Genomic DNA, 14,956 nt, shown 5'->3' with positions numbered 1-14,956 from the left:
TTATAAGTTATTGGCAGCTATGCTGTGTACTGCATAAATCTGCTCTTCGTTACTATTCTCGCCTAAAATCTTGTTCAGCCCTTTCAGACATTTGAAGCCGGCAGGACGAGTAAGGTCTTTCCAGCCATCGAACACTTTTATCTGGAAATATTCGCTAATAGTAAGGATAAGCTCTATTGCGGCATCGTTGTCAAGTTTAGTCCAGTCGCTGCGGTTGTTCCATAACGCCTTTTCAAAGTCAGACGTCAACGATTCCGGAGTTGCGGACTTGCCGTTCATGGACTTAATGAGTTCGATAAGCTGTTTGATGGTTTCAACGGTTACTTCCGTCTCCTTCTTAATCTCATCGATGATGGTTTGCAGACGAACAGCAAACGACTCGCCTTGTGCCTTATCGCGCTGCTTCCAGTCGTTGATTACCAAGCGAGCTTTGGCTGTTATCTTTTCGGCAGCAGCCTTTTTACTTCCGGCCTCTTCCTCAGCTTTACGGGCAGCATCATCGGTATTGCTTGACGATGTGAGCAGGTCGAGAAAAGAGAAATCGGCAGTGGCAGGAATAATCGTATCTGCTTCATCGGCACGGATATAGCGGTCGAGCAATTGACGCATCTGTGGGTCGCGCATCTTGACATCGAAATCCTCGTCGGATGCCTGTTTTACCCTTTGGCGCAATGATGATGCCTCGCAAGCCGACTTGTGCAGACAATCAGCCTCTTCCTGAGTGAATCCGGCACGAATGATATAGTCGGCTATATTATGGTATGCCACTACGAAAGCCTGTGTTATTTTATAGAACAACAAGCGTCGTTCCTTTGCCGGATTGTTTTCAAAATCAGTCAGAAAATACTCCACTACCTCATCGACAGTATGTATGCCTTGACGCTCCCAATCGCTTCGCATGGCATCGTATGCCTCCTTTGCATCGTTGAGTCGTTTTTTATTTCGCGTGATGGCATCTTCGAGTAATCCCTCAATATCTTCGGAGTCATAACCCGACAGACCGCCATTGGCATCGTTGAAATTGGTAATAGCATTCTTTATATTGGAGAAAGTATGCTTAAAATCAACGATAAAGCCAAACTCCTTATGTGTGAAAATGGTCTCGGAATTTTCGTCATCGGGGTCGCGCTTCAAGTCCACTCCCAAGCGGTTCACTCGACAAATGGCTTGGAATAGATTATGATCGCGCATATCCTTGTCGATATAGAGGTAAGTAGCAGAAGGTGCATCAAAACCGGTAAGCAACTTATCTACTACGATAAGCAATTTCATACACGCCGGTTGATTTACAAACAGACGTTTGGCTTTAACCTCATATTCTTCGGCATTGCGCACGCCCAAATCTTTGTGCGACTGGGTTGCCATCTCGTTTTTGAATTTGGCTTCGTCCTGAGTGGCTTCGTCGCCATCCTCTTTTTTACGCAAATCGCCATCGTTCGGGTTATAACTGGTAACTACGGCACAGCGGTCTTTTAAAATGGTATTGTCCGCCTTATGCTGAAAATACTGATAGTATTTGTATGCCGAGTAGATGCTGTCGCACACCAACATGGCATTGCACCAATCCTGATTGAGCGGATAGCGAGCCATATCGTCGAATATGGAGTTGGCAATGCGTTCGATACGCTCCCGACTGGAATAGATTTTCTGAACAGTAGCCCAGCGGTCTTCGATATTTCTACGATTCTCTTCGGCAACGCCTTTCATCATCTCATCAAGTTTCTCATCCAGTTTGTTCTTGTCAGAGACCTCTTGTTCCACATCGCGCCCCTCGTATTGCAAGTCGAGGATAACCTTATCGTCAACGGCTTCTTTGTGCAGATATTTGTGAATGAACGGGCCAAAACGATGTTCCGATTCATTGGCCACCTTGGTATATTGGGCGTAACCGCCTTTTTTCTTCTCCTCGTGGAGTAACGGTGTGCCGGTAAAACCGATAAACATGACATCGCTGCCCATAATGGCACGCATGGCTTCGTGCAGACGACCGCCCTGTGTACGGTGGCATTCATCTACAAACACAAATTTATGTTCACCTTTGGCTTTGAAACCATTAGGATATTTTGCTTTAAGCAATGCTTGCAGCTCTTCGAGATACTTTTCTAAAGGGATGTTGGCATTATCATCGCCCACCTCTTCCTTCCCTGTTTCAGGGTTGATATGCCTGCCGAATTTATGTATCAACGAACACACAAGCCAAGACTTGTGAGAATTGTCTTTCACACGATTGGCCATTTGAAGAGCATCTAACAGGTCGTCGGCACTCTTTGCCTGATAAATACTTTCACTAACCCCCAAGAACGTGTTGTTGATTTGCACATCAAGTTCGGTTCGGTCGGTGATGACAAGTACTCGAGGATTCTTGAAATTACGGCGTATGTATTTAGCCAACCATACCATCGTCAGGCTTTTGCCTGAGCCTTGACTGTGCCATATCACACCATCTGTTTTCTCTTTCAAGCGTGGCATGGCAGCTCGCAAAGCATGGAATTGGTGTGGACGCATCACTTTCTTTCTTCCCCCATCATTGATTACTCCATAACGGAAGAGATCGAAAAATACATCTTTTCTGAAGAATTCACGAAATGCCTCTTTGTCAGTCAACTTCACACCAACAGCATGGTCGTCGCGCTTCCAATGACACCAAAATTTTTGAGGAGTTAGTATTGTAGCATACTTGAAGCCATTTTTATCGCTTGCAGCAACAGTAAATTGGGTAGTGGTAAAGAATGACGGTATCAAGTCAAGTTCATTACTTAACGACTGTTTTATACCCTCTTCGAGCGATACCGTGCTACGTTTGAGTTCAATCACACAAAGGGCTATACCATTGACATAGACAACTATATCCGGACGGCTATGCTTTCCTGTCAGAGGGTCAATATAACTCACTTCTTCTGCTATGGCAAAGTGATTGGTAAGCGGATTGTCGAAATCGAACAGCGTGACATTTTCATGTTTATGCTCCGCATCGGGTTGAATGGCTATGTGAGTAATCAGACGCTCGTAAACACTATTACTCGTATCGGATAATATTCCACGCTTTTTATCAGGCAAGCGTGTTTCTTCTTTTAATATACGAAGAGCTTCTTCAATCTGAAAATCGGTATAATGATTACTTGGCGAACTTAAAAAACGTCTTACCTCACTGTCAATAATGGGCGAGTTCTTTTCTCCATTATCAAGTGTAGTCTTGCTTTTGGCGTATTGCAGTTTACCTAAATAATCATATTTTAGTTCATCACAAAACAGTTTAACTATTTCGTTTTGATATTCTCTTTCTTTCTGATCTATATAATCGCTCATAACCGCATGATTTATGAAACATTTACAGGATATTCGTTTAATTGGTCGCGCAGCATCTTCCAGTTAGGAAAATAGGTATCAAGAAGCCTGAAGAATCTATCGGTATGCGTCCGTTCCACAAGATGTATCACCTCATGCGCAACAATATATTCAATACATTCAATCGGCTTTTTGGCAAGTTCAAGATTGAATACTATGTGCTTCTTGGCTTTATTACAGCTGCCCCATCGCTGTGGCATGGACAGAATGTCAAAGGTCGGAATCTCAGTGCCGATACGATTGCACCAACGCTCTATCAATCGAGGCAATATATCTTTAAGCTCAGATCTATACCATTCACTCAAGAGCAACTCTGCATTTTCTTTTCGACGGCATCTAACGACAATGTAATCGCCATCAATACCGACTGTTTGCTTACCACTGCTCTCAATCTCTATTTTCAATCTATATAGAGAACCCTTGAAATAGTGGGCTTCTCCGCTTACATATTCTCTCTTCGATTGATAGTTATGGCAAGTAGCCTCCTCAATTTTTTCTTTCAGCCAAATGAATTTGGACAGAATAAACATTCTTATCTGCCCATCGGTCGTATCAGTTGGTACACTGGCGTGAACCCTGCCGTCCGGTGGGTAAACAGATAGGTGAATATGCTTTATGGGCTTATATTCAATTTCTATGTCTATGCCGTTTACATTCATTTGCTACTATTTATAGAATCTATTCTTCTTTTGTATGACAAATCAATTTGTGTATATCCACATCTAATACTTCTGCTATCCGTGCCAATGTGTATAAATCGGGTTGTGTATGATTGTTGCACCACTTTGATACCGTTGCCGGATCTTTCTTCAAAGTTTTAGCAAGCCACTTACTCATAATCCCCTTTTCAGCTAAAACAGCCTTTATACAATTCAAATTCGCCATACTGTATTCAATTATAGATTGCGTCAAATGCAAAGTTACTATTTTCTACGCATACACCAAAAGAAAACAATAAAATCATTGTGATGCTTATTCAATCTTCACCATCCTCATATGAACAAGCCCAATCTTTCGTCTGAAACTCTTTTTCAAAGGCTTCCAAATCCTCATTAAGTCTCTCTTGTAAGGTATCTTCTCCGTCATCGCCACTCATCATCCAATCTATTCGCATGGCATATATTTCAGCTATACGTATCTGCTTATATGCTTCTTTCATGGTTTCTATCGTTTTGTCGGTCAATTCCAACACATCTGCATCGTCTGGATAATGATCGTAAACGCAATAATGTATAGTGTACAACACAGGGATATGCTCTTCGTCTGGAGTCTCGGCTATATATGAGTCGGTAGATTGAAATACAACATCATCTTCAAACCTACGCCTGTCAATGTATCTTTCTTCTGCTGTTACAATACCCTTACGGCTCAACAAAAAAGACTTGGCTTCTTCGTATTTATCAAAGGTCATATATCCCCATCCGCCAAAAGAGCGACATGAACATGGGCTATCGTGTTCATATATAGTCCAATAATCTTCATGTACCTTTTCAGGTTTAGGCCGTAATGCTCTCGCAATATCACGTTCAATAGAATCCGCAATCTCACCAATTGCATATATATTCCTATCAAAATATCCACCACTCATAATTATATTTTTTTGTTCAAAAACTATCTGATTTTCAAATCACAACACATCAACACCACACCGCCCATCCAATATGCCACTAAACATTTCCATCTCTCTCTTGAAGATTCCTAATCGTACTGCCAACTCTCGCCACCCTTTCACAACATTAGTAACCTCTGAAATAATCTGTTCGGCTGTTTTTCTGTTAAGCATATAATCTTCACAAGCATCAAGCAAAATACTCAGTTCTGCTCTATTAGAAGTTGCCGAAATAAGCAGACTTTGATATTCGTTCAGAGTTGGATTCATGTCGTATGCAGGAGAAAGCGTCCAGCCTTTTGCAGTCAAAAGAAAGCCATGATTGCGGAAATGGTCATCGCTGTTGCCAATGCAGATATTGAAAGCCACACGACGATAGAGTTCCTGCAAATTACGATCTACATCCGTACAGTTCTGAATGATGAAATCAACTATATCCAGATAGCCATGCCCTGTAGTCGCATTATCTCCATCATTTAGTCCCAACAGAGTCATTGCAGAAGCGAAATGAATCCGCTTTCCGTCTTGTATTCTGTCAAAACGCTCCGAAAGCAAGGTGTGATATTTTTCACCTGTGGCAATAACTTTTGTTTTTGCTGCATTTATACCGGCTTTTGTGGCAAGCAGATGGCTGAAATGTTCCCAAAGTCCGGCATCGTAATCATCCTTACGAGAAGGGAACTTGGCGACATAAAGCGTTTTATCCGTGTCTATCACACTGGCTTTCGGTCTTGCCCCACCCAATGAAGAACCAGGTTGCACAAGTTGTACAATCCACTTTCGATCAGGCAGCACGTTATCTTCTTCGCTTCTCTCAATCTCCGCACTGGCTGCAACCAATTCTCGAATATCCGTCAGAGGTGGAATTTTCAATGACTCACTTACATTTATAAATCCTCCGTCTTTTGACTCCTTAAAACGGAAAGCACCCATTCGGGAAAAATCATCAATTCCTGTCAAAAAATCGAATGAAGACAATCTTCGTACTGGCCGATTTTCTTCCATTGCTGTAAGCTGTTCACGTCGCAACAACAGAGTCCGTCCCCAACGATCAGGCAAAGCATCAGAAAAACATCCGAATATATCTTTCCCCGGCTGCGTATATTGTTGTCCCGGATAATTGTTCAAATCATCACTCAAAAACAAATCGCCGTGCTTTTTCAACCAATCATCGCTGAATGTAAAGCAATAACTGTCAGAGCCACGAAGTGATTCGTAGCCCAACTCGCCAATGAGTTCTATCTCCTTCAGCCAATCAAAATCAGCATATACATACAGTTTCTTCATCCCTATTCCTTTTTAGATGCACGTTCCCTTGTCTTCAAACTCAGATCCTGCAAAGTTTTTCCCAATTTATCTTCTTTAGCCAGCCACAGAATATCATCGTCAAGCTGTAAGGCATACAACACACGCAAGTAGATTCCGATTGCCACTGTCGATGCACCTTTCTCAATTCGGGATACGGTCAGCGGAGAACAGGTAGCACGTTCCGCAACCTGAGCCACACTCAGATCCCTTCGTAGGCGAGCCAACTTAATCTGCTCCCCCACTATTTGCATCTTTTGCTCCAATTTTCTGGGCAACTTAGTACCCATTGTATTTTTTGTCATAATCAACTCATCATATAATATGTAAAGGTAGTGCTTTTTATTTATTTAATGATGTATTACACATAGAAAAATACACATCATTGCATAATTAACCATGCACATAATCCATTTTGAGCAGAAACTCCCAGAGCTAAGTGCTATTATATTGTTTGTTGTCGGCAAATAGCTGTTTAGCATACAATATTCATGATTAAGGCGTTCAAAATGGGTGTCTTTCTTTACGAGACTTACATCAATAACTGATGTAAGTCTCTGTTTTTATGTATATTGATAGAGATTAGCATTTATAGGTTTAGCAGTAAATAAACCTTTTCTGGAGGGAAGCACTATTCCTGTGTAGTCTGCGACGGTGGGTCTTTTGACTGCCGAAGCAGTAATCCGAAACGAATGCTAAACTCTATTCTCTATGTTTACAATCAACATCAAAGGGAAGGTGAATCCCAAAGACCCGAAGATGGTCAAGCTCGAAATGATTATCTTCAAAACTGGTTATGCTCGTGTGAGCAAGGTACTACAAATATCGGGAGCAATCAAAGATTGGGAGAATCAGTCTCAATCCTTCAAGGGTAACAGCAGTGCCCTAATCTCTAAAAACAAAATTCTGTTCGACCTCAAAAATCAGTATCTCAAAGTCGCCGAGGATTGGGATTACGAGGGGCGAGTCTGGTCGCCCGTTGAGCTATCTCACTGTTTCGATGAGGTGCAAACTCGCAAAAAGGAGGTTAAATCGCTCTCGATTCTTCAGATGATAGACTCGCTGGTTGAAAAGTTCACCCACAAGGAGCGGTACAAGAATGGGCGAATCGTCACGAGTGCCAATAACGCCCATTCATATAAAGAGATTAAGAACTCTCTGACTCGATTCACGCAGGAGGTTTATAATCGCTCATTCTCTTCTTACTATTTCAAGGAGATTAACGAACGCTTCTTGCTCGACTACACACTCTACATCCAGAAAATCGGAATAGAGAACGGAAACAAAGGAGGGCTGACGCAGAAACTCCGTCGTCTGCGTGCCACTTGTCGTTATGCCGAAAAGCAAGGCATTTATGGTGTGGATATGAAAGCCTTCGAATGTTTGGGAGATAATATAAAATGGGGAGCGACTACTTCCAAAGCAACTTCCGCTGTGGTTCTTGCCAAGTTGGAAGATATCGACCGAAGTTTATTCTCGAAGAAAGAGCAGCTGCACCTCGATTTATTTCTATTCAGCTACTACACGGGCGGTATGGCAAATGTCGATGTTTGTTATCTGACTTGGGATAGTATCAAGGAGGATAAAATTATCTACGAGCGAATGAAATTCCCCAAACAAGCCAAACCTCTGCTGATTGAAAAAGCAAAGAGGATAATTGAAAAATACCGAAGTGTAGGGTCCGAGAACTATATCTTCCCTGTCTTTACACATAAGCACAATACCGATATGCAACGCACCAAGCGAATCAGCAATATTACCGTAAAGATGACACAGACTCTTGGAAAAGCCAGTCGGTTGCTCAAAATTAAGGATAAGCTGACGTGGTATTCCGCCAGGGCAAGTTTCATCACCCGAATGGTAGATGAAGGCTATTATACGTTGTGGCAGAGATGGCTGGAAATAGCCCGATGGTGATTTATAAGCACTACTACAAGAATACCAAAGCCGATGAGATGCTTGGTGAGATGAACTCTATTTTTGGGAAGTAGGCTTAATCGATATTGGGACAAAAATACGGCTAATGTTTATAAAAGCGGTAGATTCTCCCATTCTCGTAAACTTTTTCTGTCGAGACTCCCTATTCATTTATATACCGACACACAAGGTCGGTGGAGTATTCATCCATAAAGATATCTGTTATGAATAAAAATGTATCACAAGCATTTGATAAGTTGTTGTTGCAACTGTCACAAATTGAGCGGGAAAGGAACGGTCAGGTAATCATTGGTTCCCAAAGCGAGAGGAAGTTTCGTTACGTGCGAAATTGTTTGAGCAATTTTGCCAAAGAGGTAATGAAACGAAATTTAAGTACCTTGTCTTTTAATGATATAAACAAGCGGTTTCTGCAAAAGTATGTCGACCATTTGAATGGTCAAAATGTCGATGATAAACTGCAAAAACTCCGCAGGGTATTTCGTGAAGCGAGTGCCGACACCTCCGTTTTCAATAGCGTAAAGACTCCGATAAAACCAGAAAATGAACTCTTGTCGGTGAATCAGATCACAATTGAAAAGATTGAATCTATGAATCGAACTAAACTCACAGAGAAAGAGGAGCTCTATATTGATCTATTTCTATTTGGGTATTACACGGGAGGTTCGACAATCAACGAGTTGGCATCGCTTAAAATATCTTCCATAAAAAAGGGGTATTTATATTGCAAACGAAATATATCTGAAAATATCGCTGTTATTCCATTGTGTCCAGAGGCGGTGCATATAATTAACAAATACCAATCGGAATGTTTTGGCGATTATCTGCTCCCGATTTTTACTCACAAACACATTTCTTCCGAACAGCAGCTTGGTAGAATCAAACGTGTTTCGGAGCTGACGAACCAGACATTGAAGAGGATTTCAAAGATGCTTAAATTTGAGTGTGCAATTACTATGGGAATGGCAAAGTCGATATTTGTCGAACACCTACTCTTCAACGAAGTACCCTACGAAACGGTTGCGCAATATTTGGGTTGCTCGATTGAAACCATCCTCCGTTACTCTGAAAAAATGCGTCAAAATTATGGTGAATAATTTACATCTAAGACGGATTATCTGCACCGATTTTACCCACATAATAAAAGTAAGCAAACCGAGCAAAAACAACCCACCTCTCTGTATATCTAAAAATGAGATAAATAAAAAGGAATAGGGTGTCTCATCTCGGGACACCCTATTCCTTTATATACTCATTGTTGTTATTAAGTTACTTAAATACAGATGTTTGTGCATTAAAATCATACAGGCTCTACCAAATTTGCATATTTCTTCTTTTTTATCTCTTTTTTGATTGATTTCAATGACTTTTTTGAAGCTAAAAACTTCAAAAATCATTGCTATGTTTACTGTAAATATCAAAGGGAAAAGAGACCCTAAAAACATCAATTTCGTTAAACTCGAAATGGTATTCTATAAGCGAGGTTACGCTCGCGTTACAAAGGTTATCAATATCACAGGACTCTACTCGGAGTGGAATCAAAAGTCACAGCTTTTCGTCGGCAAGGACTCCTCCGAAAAGAATAAGTTTCCCCAGCAACAGAGGCTCAAATACCTGAAAATTGGTGAACGTTGGGATGCACAAGGCAAGAATTGGATTCCAGTGGAGTTATCTCACTATTACGATACCGATCCAAACTATCGAAACAAATATATCCCAATCTCGGATATTATCGAAGAACTGGCTGTGGAGTTCGAGAATCAAAAGCGATATAAAAATGGTCGTGTACTCAAAAGTCTCTCTACATCTCGCAAATACCAATATCTAAACACCTCGCTTCACCAATTTACAAAAAGCAAATATCATCAGGATTTCTCCAAGTATAGATTTCGTGACCTAACAGAGAAGTTTATTCAGGATTTTGTGGTATGGATACAAATCCAGGCAGCCAAGAACGGAACAAGTGGAGATGTAAGCGGTAAATTACGGAAACTAAGAGCAGTATGCTTGCATGCCAAGGAGCAAGGAGTGTACAATGTGAACCTACATACCTTCCAATCATTTAAAGAAAAGCTCAAGCAGCGAATAACAACGCCCAAAGGAGTTTCACCGGAAGTGATGCAACAGATTGAGACTTTCGACCGAATATTGCTTACTAATAAAGAGCAACTCTATCTCGACCTATTTTTGTTTAGCTACTATGCAGGAGGTATGTCTGCAATAGATGTTTGTCTGCTCACGCAAAATCAAATCAAAGGTGATATGATAATCTATGAGCGCACCAAATACGACAAACAAGCACGAGTGATTATTATCGACAAAGCAGTAGAGATTATCGAACGCTATCGATCAGAAGCCTATATGAATTACGTATTCCCAACGATCAAACGATGTAACCCTACTCAATCTAAGCTTTATGGTCGAGTGAAGCGAATAAATGAGAAGGTGAACCAAACCTTACAGAAGATATGCGACCACTGTGGTATTAAATCAAGAGTGACATGGGGAACCGCCCGTAGTAGCTATATCTCCAAGATGATTGACGAAGGCTTTCATCCACTCCAAGTTGCTGAACTTGCTGGTAATTCTCCGCAAACAATCTATCGCCACTACTACACCATCTATGATAAGGAGAAAATGAAGAAGAGGATGAATGAGGTATTATAAATTTTTTATATCTTTGATGAACAATACATTAATTATTATGAAAGAAAATATTCCAAATAATATAAAACATTATATAGTAGAAATAGCAGACCGGCTTTGGAATGGCCATGCTAGCATTATGATAGGAGCTGGATTTAGCAAAAATGCACAAAAAACAAATACTTCTACAAAAAGTTTTCCAACATGGAATGAGTTAGGGGATATACTTTATGAAAGATTACATGCAAGCAAACCTAATGACAACGACAAAGCATATTTAAACGTTCTGAAATTAGCAGATGAAGTTGAGGTCGCATTTGGCAAGGAATATCTTAACAATCTTATTAAGAGAGTGATTCCAGACAATGAACACATTCCATCTGGTCTTCATATAAAAATGTTGTCATTACCATGGAAGGATGTCTTTACAACTAACTATGATACTTTATTAGAGAGGAGTGCTGACTTAATCACAGAAAGAAGGTATGAAATAGTAACAAATAAACATGATCTTGTGTGGTCAACATCACCTCGTATTGTGAAATTGCATGGTAGTTTTCCATCTGAACGACCTTTTATCGTATCAGGTGAAGATTACAGACAATATCCTCAAAAATACGCACCATTTGTTAACACGGTTCAGCAATCATTATTAGAAAATACCTTATGTTTAGTAGGGTTCTCTGGTGATGATCCTAACTTTTTGAACTGGATAGGCTGGATTAGAGATAATCTTGGCAAAGAAAATTCTCCTAAGATCTATTTAATCGGCATATTGTCTCTTTCTCCAGGTCAAACTAAGCTATTAGAAGAAAGGAATATTATATCTGTTGACTTGTCGGGATATTGTTTAGATAAAGTAGATCATTATGAAGCCATAGATAAATTTATAACGAGTGTTAATTCATTAAATTCGATTAAAGCAGAAGACTGGGGTGAAAAAGATATAAGGCACAAGAAAGACAGCAATAAAGATAACTATAAAGAGGTTCTTGACCAATGGAGGAAACTTAGACAAAGTTATCCTGGATGGCTTATTCTTCCGAGCAAAAAGCGGAAGGCTTTAATTGATGTTACTGAGAGTATTTGGTTATCAAAAGAATTTATTTCTAAATTTTCTGACCCTAATGATTTGCTGTTTTTATTTGAGTTTAATTGGCGTATTGAAAAAGGGCTACACCCTTTATTGAATGATTGGGCAACTATATATGAGTCTGCAGTTGAAAAGTATAATCCGTTTCATGAAAAATTGCAGATTGAAGGAGCAATCACAAGCGAAATAAATAGCAAACTTGATTGGGAGCAAATCAAAAATGCATGGATTGTCCTTCAGTTAGCACTATTACGCCTCTACAGAGAAGAAGGATGGAGTGATAAATGGCATACGTTATCAAATCAATTTGATGAAATTATATCCGAATTATCATCGGAACAAAAGGCTCGTTATAATTATGAACGATGTTTACAGTATGCTTATAACTTTGATATAATTAAAATCAAAGAATGTCTTACTAATTGGACTCCCGATATGTCTATGCCATATTGGGAGTCTAAAAGAGCTACTTTGATTGCTGAGTTCGATTCTACTGCTGAGGCTGTCAATATTCTTGAGTCTGCATTAAAAGAGGTCAGGGCAAGATTGAACCTATCGCCGATAAAAAACAATTTAAGTTTTATATCTATGGAATCATATATAATGCTTCTACATAGATGTATATCAAGAGCAGATGAAATGCGACAGAGGTTATTTCTATTTGAGCATAACGATAATTATCAAAAACGATGGCAAAACCTAAGACTATATGATTGCGATCCTTGGGAGGAGTTAAAATACTTTGAAATTGAAATGAAATCTGTGCTAAATATTTCAAAAACAAAAGAGACAATCGCCTCCTTTGATATTGGTCGTTCAAGTACCAACTATAAATTTAGGAGTAATGAATCTTTTCGTTTAGCATGGGGATATTTTAGATTTATAGAGGAAATCGGATTGCCATACCATTTACCTTATTTGAACGTATTAGACAAAGAATGCTTTAGCAATGCCATAACTGTAATTTCTCAATGCTCACCATTCTCAGGAAATGTTGCAATGATACGGTCAGGAAATAACAAAACAGTGAGCTCTATTTACAATAGAGTTACCTTATCAACAATGAATAGAGAAATGGTGTCTGATCATATAATACGATACATTGCGCTTCTAAAACATACATGTAATGTCAATAAAGAGAAAGGGGGAAGCGATAATATGACACATTCGTTATCATCTACTTTGCCTGAAATAATATCGAGACTTTGTTGTAAATCAACCTATGAATCGCGTGTTGACATTCTTGGCATTGCAAAAGAAATTTACACATCAGGCATTATAGAATCATACACTGGCATCAATGAGTTAATTAAACGTTTGGTGGGGTCTTTTTCTGCAGAAGAACAATACTATCTTATTCCCAATCTGTTAGAATTCCCCATCTATTTTGATCGTCTTGAAAAAAGTGATTATGACCCGTTTCAATATATTATTGTTATCAATAGTTTTCGTGGTGTAGAAGTAGACAACCAAGTCGTCAGTAAATTAATTGCTCAATTGCTCGAAGACAACTACACAAGAACCATTGCATACAATAGACTAAATGTTTTGTTGAGCTATAATTTACTTAAGCCTCAGCAGATAAAAAAAATTGCTGTAAATAGCTGGAAGTTTTTGAACAAAAACGGTTTTCCAACCAAAATAGGTTACTATTACTTTGCATTCTTAGGATTACCTCATCCCGAAAATATAGATCCGATTGATATTTTGAGGAAATATATAACAAATACACCTTTCCCTATTAATTCTAAAAAGGAGGATGAGTCAATAGAATTCTTCATGGGTAATATCCCTTTGTTTAACAATATCGCAGGAACCTATGATTATCGAGACCAATATAAGTGGTCAAGTGACGAGATTAATAAACTCGTTTCTAACATAATTGAATGGTGGGATGCGGACAAGCACTATCTATTAGATAAAAAAAAGCATTTTGGACCATCTGTATCTGATAAGTTTAAGTCGAGATTTGTGTGGTTGAAAAGAATTATAACAACCATAGTATCCGTAAATTATAAATTCATCAGGGAACTCAACATAAGCTTATTGGACAAGATGGTAAAAGAAATTCCTAGTTATAATATTTATAATTTGGAAATAAAAGCATCTTTACCACGGCTATACAAAGACAAAAATGAATTACATATTAAAATCCTAAACGCAATTTCGTCAGATGACAATGATAGAATTTTAGACGGAATAAATGCTATAATAGAATTGAGTTGTGGGAAAAGTAATATATCTGATTTAATAAATGCAATAACATCAAATTTTAGATGTGGAAAGAAAGAAGGGTTGGGCTATAGCATAGATTGTATATGTCAAATACTATCTCATAGAAAAAATACATTCTCATCACTTAATATTCAAAATATTGATTTAGGCTTACTATATTTAGCATCTCACACAATTGTTAATTATGACGACACAGAAAGTGAAGCCAACGAGAAGATTGATATTAAAAGAAAAGTAGCTAGATTATTGGTCTATTATAAGAACATTATTAATCATGATTCAGAAGCATATAATAAATGGATGTTGATTATTACTGACGATGATGAATTTGCTGAAGTCAAAAATAAATATAGAAATACCGAGGTTATGTATAATCATAAAGAGGTAACTTTAAAGCGATAAATGTTCGTCCCAATAAAAAAAGCCCTAAAAAGGGCTATGTAATTGAAACAGACTGTATATCTTTGCAATCGAAATAAAACCATTATAAATTAAGTTCGTGTATGGTTACACGGTGGATTCAGTATTTTATCTCCCAACAGCTATTGATATACAGTCTGTTATCAAAGTGTTAAGGCGTTCGTAACAGAACGCCTTTTTTGTTTCATAAGCTATTACAACCACTAATAACAAAGACGATATAGCCCCATTACAAGACTCCTTTTCCCTCATGAAAAGGAGGGATAACATAGAAGATAAATTATATCTTAGCGCGCAAGATATGTATATGAAGGCGCAAGATATATATTTTAGCACGTGAGATATACATCTTACGTACTAAGATTAAG

10 protein-coding genes are annotated in these 14,956 nt (G+C 38.8%); 4 read left to right on the top strand and 6 right to left on the bottom strand.

What is annotated here, in order from left to right; all coding sequences use genetic code 11:
• The 6 genes from BACHE_RS08160 to BACHE_RS08135 all read right to left on the bottom strand — a co-directional run bounded on the left by BACHE_RS08160 (nt 1) and on the right by BACHE_RS08135 (nt 6,564).
• Nucleotides 1–3,306, bottom strand: a complete 3,306-nt coding sequence (locus BACHE_RS08160) for a type I restriction endonuclease subunit R (RefSeq protein WP_013547230.1) — start codon at nt 3,304–3,306, stop codon at nt 1–3.
• An 11-nt stretch (nt 3,307–3,317) separates the two neighbouring features.
• Nucleotides 3,318–4,004: a M48 family metallopeptidase gene (locus BACHE_RS08155; RefSeq protein WP_013547229.1), complete on the bottom strand. Its 687-nt coding sequence runs from the start codon at nt 4,002–4,004 to the stop codon at nt 3,318–3,320.
• A gap of 19 nt (nt 4,005–4,023) precedes the next feature.
• Nucleotides 4,024–4,230, bottom strand: a complete 207-nt coding sequence (locus tag BACHE_RS08150; RefSeq protein ID WP_013547228.1) for a helix-turn-helix transcriptional regulator — start codon at nt 4,228–4,230, stop codon at nt 4,024–4,026.
• A 91-nt stretch (nt 4,231–4,321) separates the two neighbouring features.
• Nucleotides 4,322–4,933 (bottom strand): hypothetical protein, encoded by a 612-nt coding sequence (locus BACHE_RS08145; protein WP_013547227.1) that lies wholly within the window; start codon nt 4,931–4,933, stop codon nt 4,322–4,324.
• 39 nt (nt 4,934–4,972) lie between these two features.
• Nucleotides 4,973–6,241 (bottom strand): type II toxin-antitoxin system HipA family toxin, encoded by a 1,269-nt coding sequence (locus BACHE_RS08140; RefSeq protein ID WP_013547226.1) that lies wholly within the window; start codon nt 6,239–6,241, stop codon nt 4,973–4,975.
• Between the two features lie 2 nt (nt 6,242–6,243).
• Nucleotides 6,244–6,564 (bottom strand): helix-turn-helix domain-containing protein, encoded by a 321-nt coding sequence (locus BACHE_RS08135; RefSeq protein ID WP_148229824.1) that lies wholly within the window; start codon nt 6,562–6,564, stop codon nt 6,244–6,246.
• Between the two features lie 406 nt (nt 6,565–6,970).
• On the opposite strand from BACHE_RS08135, the gene BACHE_RS08130 reads away from it, so the two are divergent.
• From BACHE_RS08130 to dsr2, 4 genes are all read left to right on the top strand, one after another.
• Entirely contained in the window at nt 6,971–8,176 is a 1,206-nt protein-coding gene (locus BACHE_RS08130) for a phage integrase SAM-like domain-containing protein (RefSeq protein WP_013547224.1), read from the top strand.
• Between the two features lie 224 nt (nt 8,177–8,400).
• Entirely contained in the window at nt 8,401–9,291 is an 891-nt protein-coding gene (locus tag BACHE_RS08125; protein WP_013547223.1) for a site-specific integrase, read from the top strand.
• Nucleotides 9,292–9,595: 304 nt separating this feature from the next.
• Nucleotides 9,596–10,861 carry a tyrosine-type recombinase/integrase gene (locus BACHE_RS08120; RefSeq protein WP_013547221.1) on the top strand — a complete coding sequence of 422 codons (1,266 nt, stop codon included), beginning with the start codon at nt 9,596–9,598 and terminating at the stop codon, nt 10,859–10,861.
• Between the two features lie 37 nt (nt 10,862–10,898).
• Nucleotides 10,899–14,570: an anti-phage defense-associated sirtuin Dsr2 gene (gene dsr2 / locus BACHE_RS08115; RefSeq protein WP_083808281.1), complete on the top strand. Its 3,672-nt coding sequence runs from the start codon at nt 10,899–10,901 to the stop codon at nt 14,568–14,570.
• The last annotated feature ends 386 nt before the right edge of the window (nt 14,571–14,956 follow it).

The organism is Bacteroides helcogenes P 36-108, assembly GCF_000186225.1.
Lineage (GTDB): Bacteria > Bacteroidota > Bacteroidia > Bacteroidales > Bacteroidaceae > Bacteroides > Bacteroides helcogenes.
This window is presented reverse-complemented; position numbering and strand designations above follow the sequence as displayed.

Coding starts and splice junctions, on each gene's coding strand:
- BACHE_RS08160 (WP_013547230.1), bottom strand. CDS start 3,306: ATGAGCGATTATATAGATCAGAAAGAAAGAGAATATCAAAACGAAATA.
- BACHE_RS08155 (WP_013547229.1), bottom strand. CDS start 4,004: ATGAATGTAAACGGCATAGACATAGAAATTGAATATAAGCCCATAAAG.
- BACHE_RS08150 (WP_013547228.1), bottom strand. CDS start 4,230: ATGGCGAATTTGAATTGTATAAAGGCTGTTTTAGCTGAAAAGGGGATT.
- BACHE_RS08145 (WP_013547227.1), bottom strand. CDS start 4,933: ATGAGTGGTGGATATTTTGATAGGAATATATATGCAATTGGTGAGATT.
- BACHE_RS08140 (WP_013547226.1), bottom strand. CDS start 6,241: ATGAAGAAACTGTATGTATATGCTGATTTTGATTGGCTGAAGGAGATA.
- BACHE_RS08135 (WP_148229824.1), bottom strand. CDS start 6,564: ATGACAAAAAATACAATGGGTACTAAGTTGCCCAGAAAATTGGAGCAA.
- BACHE_RS08130 (WP_013547224.1), top strand. CDS start 6,971: ATGTTTACAATCAACATCAAAGGGAAGGTGAATCCCAAAGACCCGAAG.
- BACHE_RS08125 (WP_013547223.1), top strand. CDS start 8,401: ATGAATAAAAATGTATCACAAGCATTTGATAAGTTGTTGTTGCAACTG.
- BACHE_RS08120 (WP_013547221.1), top strand. CDS start 9,596: ATGTTTACTGTAAATATCAAAGGGAAAAGAGACCCTAAAAACATCAAT.
- dsr2 (WP_083808281.1), top strand. CDS start 10,899: ATGAAAGAAAATATTCCAAATAATATAAAACATTATATAGTAGAAATA.